A 16125-nucleotide genomic window follows, 5' to 3' on the forward strand; every position below is an offset into this window, starting at 1 on the left:
CGTCGATCCCCTCGCTGGAAATGGCGGCGGACGGCCTTCGCGGGAAGCAGCCATCGGGACGAAACATTGCGACATCGCGGCGGATGACTACGTTTCGCCGAGGCCGGTCCTTCACCCGCACATCATCCAGGGAGTGAACAGCATGAACTCGTGGGACTACAGGGAGCAACCGTGGGGCGCGCAGGGCCTCACCCGTGGCGCGAGCCGCGTAGCTTTCCTGAAACGCGTCTACGGCCTCTTCACGGCGAGCGTCGTGTTTTCCGCCATCGGCGCGCTTTTGGCCCTCCGCGGAGGTCTTTCCGCTTCGCAGGCGTTCGTCAGCGTCGGCGGTTCGCGCGTGGCCGTTCCGCCGCTCGTCGCGTTCTTCGGGCAGCACTACATCATCGGCATGCTCGTCATGCTTGGCGCCGTCTTCGGCGCTTCGATGGTGCGCCACGTGAAGGGCATCAACGTGGTCGCGCTTTTTGGTATGGCGACCGTGGTCGGCGTGGTCCTCGCGCCGTCGCTCTTCTACGCGACGCTCGCCGCGGGGATCGGCAAGACGCTCTCCTCGTCGCCTATTCGCGACGCGTTCTTGCTCTCCGTGGGTGGTTTCGGTGGACTCACGGCGTACGCGCTCACCACGAAGAAGGATTTTTCGTTCCTCGGCGGCGCGCTCACGATGGGCCTCTTTGTGGTCATCGGCGCGGGCCTGCTGAACATCTTCCTGGGTAGCGCGGCCTTCGGCCTCGCCATCGCGAGCGTGTCCGTGCTGCTCTTCGGCGCATACGTCCTCTACGATACGTCGCGCTTGCTCCAGGCCGGGGAAGACGACGCGGTGGGCGCCGCGATCCAGCTCTATTTGGACTTCCTGAACATCTTCATCGCCCTCCTGCGCATCCTCTCGTCGCGCCGCGGAGATTGACACGCGGCAGGAGACGCGCGAAGCACCTCGGCGCCCGCGCCACTCCGCGGGCGCCGAATCCCCGATGCGACACTGCGTTTCCACGGCCCTCTCCTTGATCGCCTGCCTTTCCCTCGTCGCTTGTGAAAAAAGCGGGAACGAGGGGGGAGCGCCGCCCGCCCCATCCATCGCCGCCGCGCCGGCCGTTCCGTCCGGAAAAACCGCTGACGTCGCGCCGAGCGCCGCCGCGCCGAGCCCGAGCGCTTCGGCCGCTGCGCCCGCCGAGCCGCCTGGGCTCGTGGGGACGTGGGAAGGCCGCTACGACGCAAAGAAGGGCGAGGTGGAGATGCCGCCCAAAGTGAAGGACAAAGTCCGCACGAAGGACGACGGCAAGATGGCGATGGGTCCGGGGACGCTCTCCATCACCATCGGCCCGGACGGGGAGCTGAAAGGAAAAACCTCGGGCGCGCTCGGCGCCGCGGCGCTGAGCGGCAAAGTCGAAGGCGACGAGGTGCGCGCGACGTTCTTCCCGGACGACGCGGTTGCGAAAGAAGCGATGTTCGGCATCGTCCAGGGCAAGCGCAAAGATGACAAGATCGTCGGGCGCATCCGCGTGGCGAGCGGGGATGCGTCGGTCGTGCGCGAGGCCGAAATCGAGCTGAAGAAGAAGGACTAGCGGCGCGCGTTATCGCGAAGACGCCGCGAGGGCCGAGTGCGGCGCGCCGGGCTGTTCGAGCACGGTCCACACCTTCGCTTCGATGAAGACGCGCACGAGGTCGGCGTCGACGTGCTGGTCTTTGACCTCGAAGCCGAGGATGTCGAGCGCGCGGTCGACGGGCACGGCCTTCTTGTAGGGCCGGTCGCTCGCGGTGAGCGCGTCGAAGATGTCGCTGACGCTCATCATCTTGGATTGCAGCGGGATTTCCTCGGCGCGCAGCCGGTGTGGATACCCCGTGCCGTTGAGGCGCTCGTGATGCGAGCCGGCGATGACGGCGACGCGGCGGAACTGTTTGCCCCAGGGGATCTGTGAAAGGAACTGGTAGGTGTGGACCACGTGGTTGCGGATTTCTTCGATCTCCGCGGGCGTGAGGGACCCACGCGCCACCGACAAACACGCGACTTCTTCGGCGCGCAGGAGCGGCACGACGTCGCCCGAGAAGTCGGTGAACGTCTCGCGCGCGATGGCCTCGATGCGCGCGAAATCGCCGCCTTTGAGGACCGAGGGCTCGTTCGCGGCGACGATGGCCGTATACGCGGCCTCGAGCTCGGCCTTGCGCGCCGATAACTCCTGATCGAGCGCGGCGAGCTCGTCGGCGCGCGCGCCGCGTTGCACGAGCCGGAGCTTGCGTTCGAGGATCTCCACCTCGTACGAGCGCGATGCGATCTCGATGCGATGGCGGATGATGGCGAGCTCGTGGGGATAGAGCTTCTTCGCCTTCACGAGGACCTGCTCGCGGACGCCGATCTTGCCGAAATCGTGCAGCAGCGAGGCGTACTCGAGCTCGCGCAGATCGTCCTTCGTCCACGTGACGCCGCGATAGGGGCCGGCCTTGTCGCGCTCGAGCGCGCGCGCGAGCCCCACCGTGAGGAGCGCGACGCGGCGCGAGTGACCACTCGTCGTGGGATCTCGCTGCTCGATGGCCTCGACGCTGGCGCGCACGAAACCTTCGAGCATGTGGTGGATCTCGGTATAAAGGACCGCGTTTTCCAGCGCGATGCCGGCCTGCGATCCGAGCGTGCCGACGAGCTCTTCGCTGCGCGCGTCGAAGGGGACGACCTGGTCTTCGACGTCCTCCTCGGAAAGCAGCTTGCGGTCGGCCGCCCGCTTCTTGTTGATGAGCTGGATGACGCCGATGACCTCGCCTTTGCGCGAGAGCAGCGGCATGCACAACATCGACTTCGTGCGATAGCCGATCTTCGCGTCGAACGATCGATCGAAGCCGTACGGCGATACCGCGGGCAGGTCGTAGACGTCCGCGATGTTGATCGGGCGTTTGTGGAGCGCGACGTACCCCGACATCGATCGGGGGCTCACGGGCAGCGTGAACTCGCGCGCGTCGAAGGGGACGGAGTCGTTTTGCGAGAGCTTGAAGCGCAGGGTGCGGCGCAGCGGATCCGGGTCGTCGCCTTCGACGACGTAGATGCTGCCGGCGTCGGCGCCCGTGATGAAGCGGCTCTTCTCCAGGATGAGCGAGAGCAGTTTGTCGAGCTCGCGCTCGGTGGTGATGGCCTTGGCAATCTCGATGAGCTCGCCGAGCTCGTAACGATAGCGGTTCAGCCATTTGCCGCGCGCCTCGGCGCGGGCCTTCGACTCGAGTAGCTCGCAGACGTTGTGGATGGCGACGTAGAGTTCGTCGGCGCTCGGATCGGGGCTGACGAGCGCGCCGAGGCCGCGGTTCAAAGCGCCCGCGACGTCGCTGATGGCGGGGCTGCCGACGAGGACGAGCATGGCCTCGCCCGAAGCGAGCTTGTGCGCGAAGGGGCGGAGCACTTCGCGGCCGCGGTCCCAGAGCGAGCCGGGCGCGAGCACCGCGAAGAGCCTGTCGCTCCGCACCGTGACGAGCAAAGGATGCGGCCGGACGACGGTGCGATCGGAGAGGCGCGCGTCCGACATGAGGCGCGCTTCGATGAGGTTCATCGTGGTCAGCGCGTCGCGGCCGTATCGCGTCGAGCTCCGGGCAGCGTCGTTTGCCCCGTCGAGGAAAAGGCTCACGAGGCCGCCCCTTTTTCGCGAGGTTCGTCCGCGGCATCGGGGTTCGCCGGGGTCGATTGCGCCGCGGCCGGTCCGTCGCGTCGATCCCGCTCGCGTTCTTTTTCTGCGCGCCGGGCCGCGACCTCCTGATCACGTTTCTCGTAGGCGACGATGATGCGTTGCACGAGCGGATGGCGGACCACGTCGACCTCGGTGAAGTGACATATCGCGATGCCGTCGATCCCCGCGAGCAGCTCCCGCGCTTCGGCGAGGCCGCTGCGGGCGCCGTGCGGCAGATCGACCTGCGTGACGTCGCCCGTGACGACCGCGCGTGACGAGTAGCCGAGGCGGGTCAGGAACATGCGCATCTGATCACTCGTCGCGTTCTGCGCTTCGTCGAGGATGACGAAGGAATCGTTCAGCGTGCGGCCACGCATGAACGCGAGCGGCGCGACCTCGATCTGCCCGCGCGAGACGAGTCCGGAGGCTTTGTCGGCATCCATCATGTCGTGCAAAGCATCATAGAGCGGACGGAGGTACGGGTTTACTTTCTCGGCGAGGTCGCCCGGCAGAAACCCGAGCCGCTCGCCCGCTTCGACGGCGGGCCGCGTGAGGATGATGCGTTTCACCCGCCGTTCGAGGAGCGCGTGTACCGCCATGGCCATGGCGAGGTACGTCTTGCCCGTACCGGCCGGTCCTATGCCGAACGTCATGTCGTGCGTACGGATCGCCTGAATGTATCGCTTTTGCGCGATCGTCTTGGCGGTGACGGGCCTGCGCCGCGCAGTCACGAGCACGACGTCTTCGAAGAGCTCGCGCAGCGTGAGCGCGGGGTCGTCGTGGAGGGCTTGCACGGCGCGCACATAATCTTGCGCGTCGAGCACGGCGCCGCCGCGCAGGAGCTGGGCCGCCTCGGCGAGGAATCGCTCGGCGAGCGCGACTGCGTCAGCGTCGCCGGCGAGGCGAATGATGTTGCCCCGCAGGCTCGCGTCGATGCCGAGGGTCCTCGCCACGGACTTCAAGTGTTCACTCGCAGGACCGGCGAGCGAGACGAGCGTGGCGTTGTCGAGCACCTCGACGTCTGCCGTGATCCGAATGGGCGTGCTGCTGCTCATGGTTGGAACCGTCGCTTCCTCCGTGCGACCCCGACCGCGCGTGGCTTGACCGTCCGCGCGTCGCATGCGAGCGTCGTGCCCGCCTGTCGGGCGCGAAGCCGGAAACATTCGCGAATGCTGCATAGGAAAAGCCGGGACACGAAGCGCCTCGAGGGAGGCCTCCGCGGGAGCATAGCCAAGGCGGTGCTCTCCGGCGCGCTCGCGTGTGTTTTTTCTGTCCCGCCGGCGCTCGCGCAAGTCCCGCCGGCGCCGCCGGGTCCTGGCCCCAAGCCAGCAGGGGAAGGAAAAACCCAGGTTGATCCGGCGGCGCCCAAGCCCACGGGGATCGTGCCGCGGCCCCTCGTGCGGCCGAACGCGTTGATTCCACCGCCCGGCCCTCCGCCGCCGCCGCCCGCCGGCAAAACACCACCTGCGATCACGCCGCCGCCCGCGCCCGTGCAGCCGTTTCCGATCGAGGTCGACGTGCCGACACGCACGGAGCCGCGGATGGCGCTGGCCGGTTTTCAAGGCGGAATTTTTCTTCGAGATCCCTCGGACGACATCCGCGTGTATGTCCGGGGCCGCCTGCACCTCGATTTCCATTCCTTCCTCGGTGGGGGCGCAGCCGACCTGCCCGCCGAGGAGGGCGGCGCGCTGCTCGCGCCTCGTTTTTTTGCCCGCCGTGCTCGTATCGAGCTCGCCGCTGACCTCTTCCGTCGATGGTTTGCCCTGGTCGGGGTGGATTTTGGCGGGCAGCCCATAACGAACCCGATGGGCGACGTGCAGCCACCCACGTTGCCGCCCGGACAAGCGCCGCTCCAGGCGTGGACGCGCTTCGCGCCGCCGCAGTCCGTCGGGCCGGCGGCGCAGCTCGCGAACGTGTACATCGACTACACGCTCCTCCGTCAGTTTCACGTGATGCTCGGGCAACACCAGGCGCCGTTTTCCCTGGAGAACCGCACGGGCAACGATCAGCACCCGTGGATGGAGCGCGTGCTGCCGATTCGAGCGTTCGTCCAGCCGAACGGCAAGGAAATCGGCATGACGATCTGGGGCGACATCAACGAGGCGCAAACCCTGAGCTACGAGCTCGGCCTCTTCGTTGGTGACGGACCGAATCGACCGCAGGTCGACAGCTACCCCGATTTCATCGGCCGCATCGTGGTGCGCCCGTTCGCCCGGGGCACGCCGGTCGCGAAGGAGGACGCGCCTTCGGGTTTGTCGAAATCCTTCTCTCGCGCGCACATCGGCGTGAGCATGCAACGGGGCGCGCGCGACCCGGCGTTCGTCGCGTACGACTATCCGGCGATCACGACGGCGCAGGGGTTCGCATTGTGGGATCCGCGGTACCTCGACACGCGCGGCAGGCTCATGCGGGTGCTGCCGTCGGGCGCGCAAAACCGCATCGGCGGCGAGCTCCGCGTGCCGATCGATCGGTACGAGCTGCGCGCCGAGGCGTACTGGGTCGACAACGGGACGCGCGAGGCGATCGACGGGCTCGCGTTCGAACACACCGCGCGGCTCGGGAATGTCGAGGGCGTGGGCTGGTATGTGCATGCCTCGGCGTGGCCGATCGGGGATGCGTTCGTGAACGGCGAACCGGGTTTTTCCCGGCCACCCAGGCTCGATCTGTCCGGCGCGACGCCCAAAAAGAGCTACGACGATCGGCGCGGCCTCGAGGTGATGGCGATCGTGGCGGGTGTACAGGCGCGATACGACGGCGCTGCGCGCGGGGGCGACTACGATGCGGCGACGCCGGGCGCGCCCGGGCGGACGTCGAAGATCTCCGTTGTGCAGCTCGGCCTCGGCGCGACGTACTGGCACACGCGGTTCGTCCGGGTGTCGGTGAACTGGCTCGCCTACCACACGCCGGGGAGCGGCGCGGGGGAGAACCTCGCGCTCGTGCCGGGGAATTTGCTGGGGGATGCGGAGAATCCCGCGCGATCCGCGGCGTGGATGCACGAGCTCGGCGCGCGCGCGGCCGTGAACTTCTGAGGCGGACCGGTCGTACAACAATTTTGGCCCAGCCCCACGCCGCGCGTTAAGGCCCGAGGAGCCAATGCGTCAGTGGATCGCCATCGGTGCCGCCGTGGGCCTCGTCGCCGTCACGCTCCCCATGCTGCGCAAGCATGACGTGGAGCTCGCGGGCCTCCTCGCAAAAAGCAAAATCGAAACGAACGGAGGGCCCGTCGTCACGCGGGAGGTGACGCCACCCCCCCTGACGGACATCGACCTGACGCGGATCGACGATCGCGGAAACATCGCGATCGCCCCGGCCCACGGCAATCGCAGGGCCGAGCTCACGGTGGTGCCGAAGTACCAGCGCGCTGCGGTGGCGCTCTTGCGCAGCGGGCACGTGCCCGAGGGCGCCGTCGTGATGACCGACATCAAGACGGGTCGGGTGCTCGCGTGGGCGAGCTACGTGGATCAAGGCGCGATGCACGACGTCGCGGCGGAGGCGACGGCGCCTTCGGCGAGCGTGTTCAAGATCGTGACTGCGACGGCGCTCGTGGAGCACGCCGGGCTCGGGCCGAACACGAAGCAGTGTTACTCGGGCGGCGAGCACGCGATCACCGCGAAGGACATGATCGACAACAAGAAGCGCGACAAGTGGTGCGCCACGCTCGCGCAGGCGATGGGCCGCAGCTTGAACACGGTGTTCGCGCGGCTCGCGGCCAAGAACCTCGATCGCAACGAGCTCGAAGGGACGGCGCAGAAGCTCGGCTGGGGGCAGGACATCCCGTTCGACGTGAAGCTCGCGCAGAGCACGATCACGCTGCCCGAAGACGACCTCGGCTTCGCCCGCACGGCCGCGGGCTTCTGGAACACGACGCTCTCGCCGTTCCAGGGCGCGAACCTGGCGACGACGATCGCGAACGGCGGCGAGATGGTGCGCCTGTCGATCGTGTCGAACGTGAAGGACGAGGACGGCGAGATCTACAAGGGTCCCACGGTCCGCATGCCCCTCAAGCGCGTGATGAGCGAGCAGACGGCCCGGGCGATCACGTCGATGATGGAAGAGACCGTCGACTCGGGGACGAGCTACAAGTCGTTCCACGACCGAGCGGGCAGGGCCTACCTGCCGGACATTCGCATCGCGGGGAAGACCGGCACGCTGACGAAGCCGACGGCCGAGGGCCCGTTCTACACGTGGTGGGTGGGCTTCGCGCCGAGCGACAAACCCGAGGTCGCGCTGTCGGTGCTCGTGGCGAACGGCGCGAAATGGCGCGTGAAGGCGACACACGTGGCCTCCGACATGCTGCGCGTGTACTTCGCGGACAAAAACGCGCCCGGCGTGCGGAGCCCGTTCGATTCCGGGTCCGTGGCGCGGCGCGACTAAAACTCGGTGCGGGGCACGTCGCGTGCCTCGAAGCAGCCGCGGCAGCGCGCCTCATAGCTCTCGGCGCCGCCGACGAGCACCGTGGTGGCCTTGGGGATGAGCCGCTGCGAGCGGCTCGCAGGGCCGCCGCAGACGGCGCAGACGGCGTGCACCTTCGTGACCTCCTCGGCGATGGCCATGAGCTCGGGCATCGGGGGGAAGGGGCGGCCGAGGTAGTCCTGGTCGAGGCCGGCCGCGATGACACGCAAGCCACGATTGGCGAGTTTGTCGCAGACCTCGATGATGCCTCGATCGAAGAACTGCGCCTCGTCGATGGCGACGACGTCGGTCTCGTCGAGGACGCGCTCCTCGATGCTCGCGCTCGTGCCGACGGCGACGGCCTCGACGCTCACGGCCTCGTGGCTGACGATGCGGTGTGCGTCGTACCGATCGTCGATGCGAGGCTTGAACGCCTGCACGCGCTGGCGAGCGAGGATGGCGCGCTTGATGCGCCGGATAAGTTCCTCGGTTTTTCCACTGAACATCGAGCCCGTGATGACTTCGACGGACCCGGTCGGACGAGCAGGTACCCCGCGCACGGGCGGAGACAGACCGCGGACGGCGGAAAGAGGCAAGGGGAAACGGCAGGCATGGGGAGACGTGTCCCCGAGCCCCGCGCATGACGCGCATCGGAATGGCCAGGATCTCGGGGAATTTCGGAGGTTTGTGGGAGCCTCGTCGCTCGATGAAAACCCTCCCGAGGCGAAGCATGCGTCGCGTCGTTGGCGGATTTGCAAAGACGCGCGCTGGACGGACGCGCGGAAATCAGGCGCCGCCTTTGTGCAGCTTGTGCCCGTCTCGCGAGTGCATGCTAGGATGGCTGCTGTGCAAGTTGTGCTCCGCAAGCTCGGCCGTGGCTCCCGCGCCGTCGTCGGTCGACTGGTACGTGCTCCGCGGAAAGGCTCCGTCGTCGTGATCGAGTTTTCCGACGGGATGCACGAATACGTGACGACGCCGGTCAAGCGGGTCCTCCGGCTCGCGGGGCGGGAAGTTTTCTACATCGAGACGGTGAACTCCCGGTATCGCCTCGAGGTCCGCGGCCGTGAGGTCGCCCTCGACGGAGCGGTCGGCGGGAGCTGACGAGCCCACCTCGATCGCTACCCAAATCCTTGCGGGCGGGTCCCTTCTTGGGCAGATTTGCCGCCCGTTTTTCAGACCGAACGACGGGGCTTCCGCAGCCGTAGCTGCGCAAAGGCCCCAAGACGCATCCCCCGAGGAGTCACACGCGATGGGTTACCGTGATCGCCGCAGCTCAATCAAGATGAGGCGCCGCAAGGCACAGGCGAAGAAGAAGGCACGCGCCAAGGCCCCGAAGGTCGAGCAGACCACGCAGGAGACCGCAGCGCCGAAGAAGTCGCGCAAGGCCGCTGCGGCGCCTGCGGCTGCTAGCTGAACGACTCCTTCACCCCCTGCCCCTCTCCCTCGCGGGAGAGGGGTGGATGAGGCGAGGGCCTCAAAGGTTTTACAAACCGTCCCTTGCGCTGCCGGGTTCGCCCTTGGGCGTGTCCGTGTCCGCGGGACGATCGAGGAGCGCCGTGTCGCCCGAGGCGCACTCCTCTGTGTCGACGTGCCAGCCGCTCGCGTTGCGCCACTTCTGGACGAGCTCGGTGGTGCGGAGCTCGGCTTCGTCGGGGCGTTGCCACTCGACACGCACGCGCACCTCGGCTTCGTCGCGGGTCTTCATGCGGACGTCCGCAAGCTCGAGATCCAGGACGCGCACGCGGTCGCCCCAGGACGCATGACGCTTCGCCCATGCGTCGCGCGCCTTCACCGCGACGTGCTCGCGCGCGAGGTCCATGCGGCCGAAACGCAGCGCCGTGTTGTGGTCGTACGCGGCGTCCATGAGTTTGTCCGTCGGCGTATTGGGCATGACGCAGCCGAGCGGGGCGAGCGCGAGGAGAAGGAGGGCGAGGGGGCGGCGCACGTGCCGAAGAGACGCCTTGCACGAGGATCGGGGCAAGTTCTTGGCCTTTCTCGTCAGAACGCGCTCGAAGCGACGAAGTACGCCTGGCCGCCGGGGATCGCCTTCCCGCTGAAGCCATAGGCGTAGCCGAGGCGGAGCTGCGTGTTGAGGTAGTAGCCGAGCGAGAGGCCGAGCCAGAGCTCGGCGCCGACCGAGGTGTGGAGCTTGGGCGCGTCGATGAGCGCGCCGTTCGAGAGGAACGAGACGTCGTCGCGCGTGAGCTTGTCGAACGCGCCGCCGTAGTCGACGAAGACGTTGCCGTCGAGGCGGCGGATGAAGAAGGGGAGCGTGGACAAACCCCAGTCGGGTTTGACGATCGGGAAGCGGTACTCGGCGTTCGAAAGGACGTACGCGCGGCCCGACGCGCTGCCAGGCGCATACCCGCGAAGGACGAAGGAGCCGTCGTAGATGCCCGTCGTGACGGTGTCGACGAGGCTGACGTTGTCGAGGTCGTAGCCGCCGACGAAGAAGAAGCCGTCGCGCGGGTAGCTGCCCGCGGCGATGCCACCCGCGACGCGCAAGGCGAGCGTGTGGAGGCCACGCCAGGGCATGGGGATGTAGCCCGCGATGGAGGTTTCGGCGGTCTGCAGGGTGAAGTCGCTGCCCGTCACGGGGCCCGCGTACTCGACGGCGAGGCGCATGGAGTAGCCGCGGATCGAGCCGGCGGAGTCGAGCGAGCCTTCGACGTTGGAGAAGGAGTACGCGGCGCGGACGGTGCCGATCGTGCCGCCGACGGGGAGGCGCGTGCGCGTGGCGTAGGGGTCGGGCTGGGTTTGTCCGGGGAGGTCGCCGCGGAAGCCGGTGAACGAGTAGGAGAAGCTCACGCTCTGATCGGTGAACTCGCCCGGCATGCGGTAGACCATGCTCGACGAGAGGCCGATGCCGCGCTCGTCGTAGGGGACGTCGCGGCCGTTGCTGCGGTAGCCCTGGTAGCGCGGGGAGACGGCGTAATAGAAGCGGATGCCGAGATCGACGGGGAGCCTGCGGTAGGAGTAGTCGAGGTTCACGCGCGGCGCGGGCGCGGCGAAGTCGGCGATCATCTCCGCCTGGAACTCGTGAAAGCCCGCGACGTCGGCGCCGAACGTGGAGAGCGTGAGCGCGTTCTGGCTGTAGTTGCCGGGGCCAAAAGCGACGCCGTAGTTGCGCGGCGCGAGCGTGGAGAGCGCCCGGTACGGGACCTTGCGCATGAGGACACGCTCGGGTTCGGGCGGCGGATCGGGGCGATCGGTCGGCGCAGGCGGCGCGTCGAGGAAGCGCGCCGGGTCGAGCGGCATCGCGTAGAGGTCGTAGCCCTTCGAGGTGTAGCCGACGTAGACGAGCGTCTTGTCGTCGGGGCTCACCGCGGGCTGGAGCGCGCCGACGCGCACGTTCGTGACTTGCTTGAGCGCGCGGCTCGCGACGTCGTAGGCGTAGATGTTCGGGACGCCGCTGCGATCCGAGGAGAAGTAGAGGGTCTTGCCGTCGCTCGACCAGGTGGGGTTCGCCTCGATGGCGCGGTCGTGCGTGATGTTCTCGAAGGAGCCGGTGGCGACGTCGACGACGCGGATGTCGCGGTAGCCGCCCGTGGTCCATGCGCTGTAGGCGATGGAGCGGCCGTCGGGCGAGAAGCGCGGCGTGTAGGCCTGTTCGAAGCGCGCGCTCGGGACGAGGTCGCGGCGGTTCTGGATATGGCCCTCGGGGTCGAGGTCGGCGATCTGGAGGAAGGTCGTGCCCTTCGTGTTGACGGTGAACGTGATGCGACGACCGTCGGGGCTGATGTCGGGCGCGCCGGCGCGCAGGCCCGTGGTGAGGCGATGGCGCGCGGCTTCGTCGCCGCGGGGGGCCGTCTTGCCGTTCTCGACGCGGTAGAGGTCGTCGCGGCGGTAGACGATCTTGAAGGGGCCGTTGCTCTGGTGGAAGTGATCCCCGGCGGGCGAGAACGCCGAGGGCGACGTGCCGCGGGTGCGCGCGACGAGCTTCGCGTCCTCTTCGAACGCGTCGTGGCGGGGTTTGAACCGCGCGCGGTAGATGCCCTCGCGGACGTTGTAGTCGTCGCGGTAGTAGACGAGCTCGTCGGCGTCCGTGGCGCGGGCGTTTCGCGGGACGAACCGCGGGTAGAGGACGTTTCGGCCGTGGTGCGTGAGGCGCACGCCTTCGCGCAGGCCTTTGGCCTCGATGGCGCGCACCTGCGCGGCGTACTTGAGGCGAAGGTGATCCTTGAAGCCTTCGAAAAGCTCCTCGTACGTCCGGCCGGTGGCGCGGCGCATCGAGCGGTTGATGCCCCAGGGGATGACGTTTTGGCCGTAGTCCGCGGCCACGGCCGTCATCGTGTGCCCGCCGTAGACGTCGGTGATCCAGCCGAGGAATCGCGAGCCGTAGAGGTACCAGATGTTGCCCTGTGGCCAGCGCATCGAGGTCGACGACATCTGATCGAGCCGGGCGATGTTGTCGTCGAGCACGTCGGCGCGCAGGAACATGTCGAAGAGCGCCGAGCGCATGCGGCCCGCGCTCGACTCGCGCGACTCGTACACCGTCGCGAGGCCCTCGATGATCCACCGCGGCTGCACCTGGTTCGGCGCGTAGCTCTTGCCGAGGATCGCGTTGGCGATCGCCGGCAGCCCCGAGATGTTGTCGAGGTGCAGGATGTGCGTGTGCTCGTGCGTGATGAGGTCGAGCAGCCAGTCGTCGTAGTCGCCGAGCGGCGAGAGGTCCTCGGGCGCGGTCGCATAGAGGCGGACCGTGTTGAAGGGCAGCGCCGTGGCCGAGCCGTTCGCCGAGTCGACGTCGTCGGTGATCACGACCTCGGTGATGCTGCGCGGGCGGTTGCCGAGCGCGACGGTGAGGCGCTCGTGGATCGCCTCCGAGAGGCGCGCCACGCGCTCGGCGAGCGGCGTGAGCGTGGTCGGGTGATGCACGCGGAAGTGCGCTGTCTCGATGGTTTGCCAGTCGAGATCCGGGTCTCCGACGGCCTCTGCGGTGCGCGGCACGGCGAGGGCCAAGGAGAGCGCGGCGCCTACGAGGGCCGCGCGGCGCGCGAAAAAAGCTTTCACAGGTCGTCGTAGAACATGGGCTCGCGGTTCCGCGCGTAGCGGTAGACGAGCTGCCTGCCCTCGTTGCCGATCTGGGTGAATCGAGCGCCGAAACCGGGCTCGGAGGAGCCGCTCGACTCGCGCGTCCACTGCACGATGGCGCGCGCGTAGAACTCGTAGTCGCCGGGGAGCAGGACCCGGAGCTGCACCTCGGCGCCGAGCTTCGGGATGCGGTAGGTCGAGACGAAGATGCCGCCGTGCTCGATGACGTCGTTGCCGGAGAGGCCCTTGTAGAAGTTCGAAGAGCTGTGCGTGCCGAGCTCGACGTCGACGGTGCGCGTGCCGGGCGGAGGCGCGGGCTCCTTGGCCTTCACGGACGCGGGGGCAGGCGTGGCCTTGGCGGGCGCGGGCGTGGGCTGCGCCTTCGCAGGCGCGGGCGTGGGCGCGGGCTCCTTGGCCTTCACGGGCGCGGGCGCAGGCGTGGGCTGCGGGGCGGGCGCGACGGGCTGCGGCGCGGGCGTGGCCTTCACCTCGACGACGGGCTGCGGTGTGAGGATCGGCGCGGGCTTGATCTCCGCGACGGGCTGCGGCGCGGGCTCGGTGACGATCTGGAGGACCGGCGCGGGCTTGATGATCTCGACCGGCTGCGGTGCAGGCTCGACCGCGACAGGTTGTGCGGGAACGGGCTTGGGCGCTTCCGCGGCTTGCAGAGATTGTGCGGGAACGGGCTTGGGAGCTTCCGCGGCTTGCGGAGGTTGCGCGGGAGCGGGCTTGGGAGCTTCCGCGGCTTGCAGAGGTTGCGCGGGAGCGGGCTTGGGAGCTTCCGCGGCTTGCAGAGGTTGCGCGGGAGCGGGCTTGGGAGCTTCCGCGGCTTGCAGAGGTTGCGCGGGAGCGGGCTTGGGAGCTTCCGCGGCTTGCAGAGGTTGCGCGGGAGCGGGCTTGGGAGCTTCCGCGACGGGTTGGGGCGCAGGCTGCGCGGCGGGCGCGGGCGCACCGGTTCCCTTGTACTTCGCGAGCGCGTTCACCTTCGCGAGCGACGCGGCGACGGCTTCGAGCACCGTGTCGACGGCCGGGTGATCCACGTCGAGCGCCTGCACGTCCGCGAGGACCTTGCGCACGTTCTTGAGGGCGACGTCGCGGCCGTCGAGCATGGCGCCGTTGCTGCGCTCGATCTTGTGCAGGATGCCCATCGTCTTCGCGATGGGCTCGGCGGCCTCGAGGAGCTCGTCGGGCGCGTCGTCGGCACTCTGCAGGGCACCGAGCGCTTCGGCGAGGGATGCGCGCGCGGTCTTTGCGAGCTGAGCGGGTTCCACGGTCCTCCTCCAAGAAAGCGCGCCTGTCGCGGAGCGCGGCGTCAGCCTAGCAAAGGCTCCGGCGCAAGAAAGAGCCGGGCGAGGGCTTCCGCCTCCACGGGCGCGCCGTCGATCTCACCCCGGACCAGGATCACCGCGCCATCCCCGGTACGAATCACGGCGTGGCCCCCCTCGGCGTACCCCTCTCCAGGCTCGAGCGCGTCGGGAAAACGAGGCGCTTTGCGGGCCTCGAGCACGGTGACGAGCACGCCCGCGATCTCGGTGAAGGCCCCGGGCGTGGGCGCGAGGGCGCGGATGTGCCGGAGGACGCGGTCGGTGGGCCAAGACCAGCGGATCGCGTGCTCGTCCTCGCCGAGGGCAGGCGCGTGCGTGACGCGTGTTTCGTCTTGCGGGATCTCGGCGATCGTCTCGCCCCGAGAGATCCTTTGGCACGTGCGACGCAGCGCGCGGAGCGAGGGACGATCGAGGGCGCGCGCGAGATCCCAGCCGGTCCAGCGTGGATCGATCGCGAGCTCTTCCTGATCGAGGATCGCGCCCGTGTCGTACGCCTCGGCGATGCGATGCACGGACACGCCGGTCACCGCGTCGCCGCTCAAGATCGCCCACGTCGTCGGATCCGGGCCGCGATGGCGAGGCAGGAGCGAGGGGTGGACGCCGATGCCGCCGAGCCGGGCGGCCTCGACGAGGCGCATGGGCAGGCGTGTGGTCCAGAACCAGCTCACGACGAGGTCGGGCGCGAGGCGCTCGACCCGGTCAGCGAGCGCGCGATCGGTCACTTTGGGCCGGACGAGGACGCGCTCGCCGAAGACGCGCCGCGCGCGGTGTGAGCCGAGCGCGTCCTTGCGGCAGAGGGCGCAGAGCTCGATCGAGTGCCCGTCCTTCGCGAGCAGGAGCGCGGCGAGCGGCAGGCCAAAAAACGCGATGCGGAGCGGCATGTCCTCTCTCCCTTACCCCAAAAATTTTCCCGCTCCGTAGGGCCCTGGTAGCAATCGCGCCCATGGCGTCATCCCCGCGCCCTTCGTTTCACCCGGCCCTGCGGACCGGACATCGGTTCGACCCGGCTGCAGCGAGGCGGCCGATCCTGGTGTTCGAGGACGTGCACAAGGCCTACCGGTCCGACCAGCCCGTCCTGCGGGGGATGTCGCTCACGATCGAGCGGGGAGAGTTCGTGTTCATCACGGGGCCCTCGGGCTCGGGCAAGAGCACGCTCCTGCGCCTCGTGCATCGCACCGAGCGCGTCGATGACGGGCGGATCCTCTTCCTCGGCCGCGACGTGGGACGCCTGCGGGACGAGTCGATCCCGGCCTTGCGCCGCAACATCGGGTACGTGTTCCAGGACTTCAAGCTCGTGCCGAGCTGGACCGTGTTCGACAACGTCGCCGTGGCCCTCGAAGTCGTGGGCCTGCCGCCGCGGCTCGTGAGGAGCCGCGTGGGCGAGGCGCTCGAACGCGTGGGGCTCGCGGGGCGCGGCGACGAGCAGGCCAAGCGCCTCTCGGGCGGCGAGCAGCAAAGGGTCGCGATCGCGCGGGCGATCGTGGGCGAGCCGGCGCTCATCCTCGCGGACGAGCCGACGGGCAACCTCGACCCGCAGCTCGCGATCGACATCCTCGGCCTCTTCGAGGACATCCACGAGACCGGGGCCACGGTGCTCTTCGCGACGCACGATCGGACGCTGCTCGATGTGCGCCCGCGGCGCGTGGTGGTGCTCGACGCCGGCAAGGCGACGGACGCGCCGAACGGGCTCGACGCGGCCGGCGCAGAAGCCCCGATGAACCTCGTGGCGTAGGGAGGGA

At 68.6% G+C, this 16125-nt stretch carries 14 protein-coding genes; 7 read left to right on the plus strand and 7 right to left on the minus strand.

The window, feature by feature from the left end:
* Nucleotides 1-142: 142 nt before the first annotated feature.
* Both POL67_RS51365 and POL67_RS51370 read left to right on the plus strand, forming a co-directional pair.
* Nucleotides 143-904, plus strand: a complete 762-nt coding sequence (locus POL67_RS51365) for a Bax inhibitor-1/YccA family protein (RefSeq protein ID WP_271930168.1) — start codon at nt 143-145, stop codon at nt 902-904.
* Between the two features lie 64 nt (nt 905-968).
* Entirely contained in the window at nt 969-1559 is a 591-nt protein-coding gene (locus POL67_RS51370) for a hypothetical protein (protein ID WP_271930170.1), read from the plus strand.
* Nucleotides 1560-1568: 9 nt separating this feature from the next.
* Here the strand turns inward: POL67_RS51370 and POL67_RS51375 are convergent, their stop codons facing one another.
* Nucleotides 1569-3596, minus strand: coding sequence for an HD family phosphohydrolase (locus POL67_RS51375; RefSeq protein ID WP_271930174.1), 2028 nt, complete (start codon nt 3594-3596; stop codon nt 1569-1571).
* Nucleotides 3593-4690 (minus strand): PhoH family protein, encoded by a 1098-nt coding sequence (locus POL67_RS51380; protein WP_271930177.1) that lies wholly within the window; start codon nt 4688-4690, stop codon nt 3593-3595. The genes POL67_RS51375 and POL67_RS51380 overlap by 4 nt, the downstream gene beginning before the upstream one ends.
* A 114-nt stretch (nt 4691-4804) precedes the next feature.
* On the opposite strand from POL67_RS51380, the gene POL67_RS51385 reads away from it, so the two are divergent.
* Together POL67_RS51385 and POL67_RS51390 are read left to right on the plus strand one after the other, a co-directional pair.
* A complete protein-coding gene (locus tag POL67_RS51385) occupies nt 4805-6664 on the plus strand; it encodes a porin (protein ID WP_271930180.1) in 1860 nt (619 codons plus the stop codon).
* Between the two features lie 64 nt (nt 6665-6728).
* Entirely contained in the window at nt 6729-8009 is a 1281-nt protein-coding gene (locus POL67_RS51390) for a penicillin-binding transpeptidase domain-containing protein (RefSeq protein ID WP_271930183.1), read from the plus strand.
* On the opposite strand, the gene POL67_RS51395 is transcribed toward POL67_RS51390, so the two are convergent.
* Nucleotides 8006-8587 (minus strand): thymidine kinase, encoded by a 582-nt coding sequence (locus POL67_RS51395; RefSeq protein WP_136965069.1) that lies wholly within the window; start codon nt 8585-8587, stop codon nt 8006-8008. The two genes, POL67_RS51390 and POL67_RS51395, sit on opposite strands and share 4 nt — an antisense overlap.
* A gap of 286 nt (nt 8588-8873) precedes the next feature.
* Between POL67_RS51395 and POL67_RS51400 the strand changes: the two genes are divergently transcribed.
* Together POL67_RS51400 and POL67_RS51405 are read left to right on the plus strand one after the other, a co-directional pair.
* Entirely contained in the window at nt 8874-9128 is a 255-nt protein-coding gene (locus tag POL67_RS51400; RefSeq protein WP_136933470.1) for a hypothetical protein, read from the plus strand.
* Nucleotides 9129-9276: 148 nt separating this feature from the next.
* Entirely contained in the window at nt 9277-9441 is a 165-nt protein-coding gene (locus POL67_RS51405; RefSeq protein ID WP_271930187.1) for a hypothetical protein, read from the plus strand.
* A gap of 69 nt (nt 9442-9510) precedes the next feature.
* On the opposite strand, the gene POL67_RS51410 is transcribed toward POL67_RS51405, so the two are convergent.
* Genes POL67_RS51410 through POL67_RS51425 form a run of 4 tightly spaced genes read right to left on the minus strand, consistent with a single transcriptional unit; the run spans nt 9511 to nt 15267 of the window.
* Nucleotides 9511-9972 carry a hypothetical protein gene (locus tag POL67_RS51410; RefSeq protein ID WP_271930188.1) on the minus strand — a complete coding sequence of 154 codons (462 nt, stop codon included), beginning with the start codon at nt 9970-9972 and terminating at the stop codon, nt 9511-9513.
* Between the two features lie 53 nt (nt 9973-10025).
* On the minus strand, nt 10026-13040 hold the full coding sequence (locus tag POL67_RS51415; protein WP_271930191.1) for a BamA/TamA family outer membrane protein: 3015 nt from the start codon (nt 13038-13040) through the stop codon (nt 10026-10028).
* Complete coding sequence (locus POL67_RS51420; RefSeq protein ID WP_271930193.1) at nt 13037-14332, minus strand: hypothetical protein; 1296 nt, start codon at nt 14330-14332, stop codon at nt 13037-13039. Before POL67_RS51420 ends, POL67_RS51415 begins: the two co-directional genes overlap by 4 nt.
* A 41-nt stretch (nt 14333-14373) precedes the next feature.
* On the minus strand, nt 14374-15267 hold the full coding sequence (locus tag POL67_RS51425; protein ID WP_271930195.1) for a methionyl-tRNA formyltransferase: 894 nt from the start codon (nt 15265-15267) through the stop codon (nt 14374-14376).
* 62 nt (nt 15268-15329) lie between these two features.
* On the opposite strand from POL67_RS51425, the gene ftsE reads away from it, so the two are divergent.
* The gene (gene ftsE, locus POL67_RS51430) at nt 15330-16118 is read left to right on the plus strand and encodes a cell division ATP-binding protein FtsE (protein WP_271930198.1); all 789 of its coding nucleotides are present in this window, start codon (nt 15330-15332) and stop codon (nt 16116-16118) included.
* Nucleotides 16119-16125 lie beyond the last annotated feature (7 nt).

This window comes from Polyangium mundeleinium (assembly GCF_028369105.1).
In the GTDB taxonomy this organism is placed as follows: domain Bacteria; phylum Myxococcota_A; class Polyangia; order Polyangiales; family Polyangiaceae; genus Polyangium; species Polyangium mundeleinium.

What these genes read in the sequence shown, in the direction of transcription:
- POL67_RS51365 (WP_271930168.1), top strand. Translation starts at nt 143, where the DNA reads ATGAACTCGTGGGACTACAGGGAGCAACCGTGGGGCGCGCAGGGCCTC.
- POL67_RS51370 (WP_271930170.1), top strand. Translation starts at nt 969, where the DNA reads ATGCGACACTGCGTTTCCACGGCCCTCTCCTTGATCGCCTGCCTTTCC.
- POL67_RS51380 (WP_271930177.1), bottom strand. Translation starts at nt 4,690, where the DNA reads ATGAGCAGCAGCACGCCCATTCGGATCACGGCAGACGTCGAGGTGCTC.
- POL67_RS51385 (WP_271930180.1), top strand. Translation starts at nt 4,805, where the DNA reads ATGCTGCATAGGAAAAGCCGGGACACGAAGCGCCTCGAGGGAGGCCTC.
- POL67_RS51390 (WP_271930183.1), top strand. Translation starts at nt 6,729, where the DNA reads ATGCGTCAGTGGATCGCCATCGGTGCCGCCGTGGGCCTCGTCGCCGTC.
- POL67_RS51405 (WP_271930187.1), top strand. Translation starts at nt 9,277, where the DNA reads ATGGGTTACCGTGATCGCCGCAGCTCAATCAAGATGAGGCGCCGCAAG.
- POL67_RS51425 (WP_271930195.1), bottom strand. Translation starts at nt 15,267, where the DNA reads ATGCCGCTCCGCATCGCGTTTTTTGGCCTGCCGCTCGCCGCGCTCCTG.
- ftsE (WP_271930198.1), top strand. Translation starts at nt 15,330, where the DNA reads ATGGCGTCATCCCCGCGCCCTTCGTTTCACCCGGCCCTGCGGACCGGA.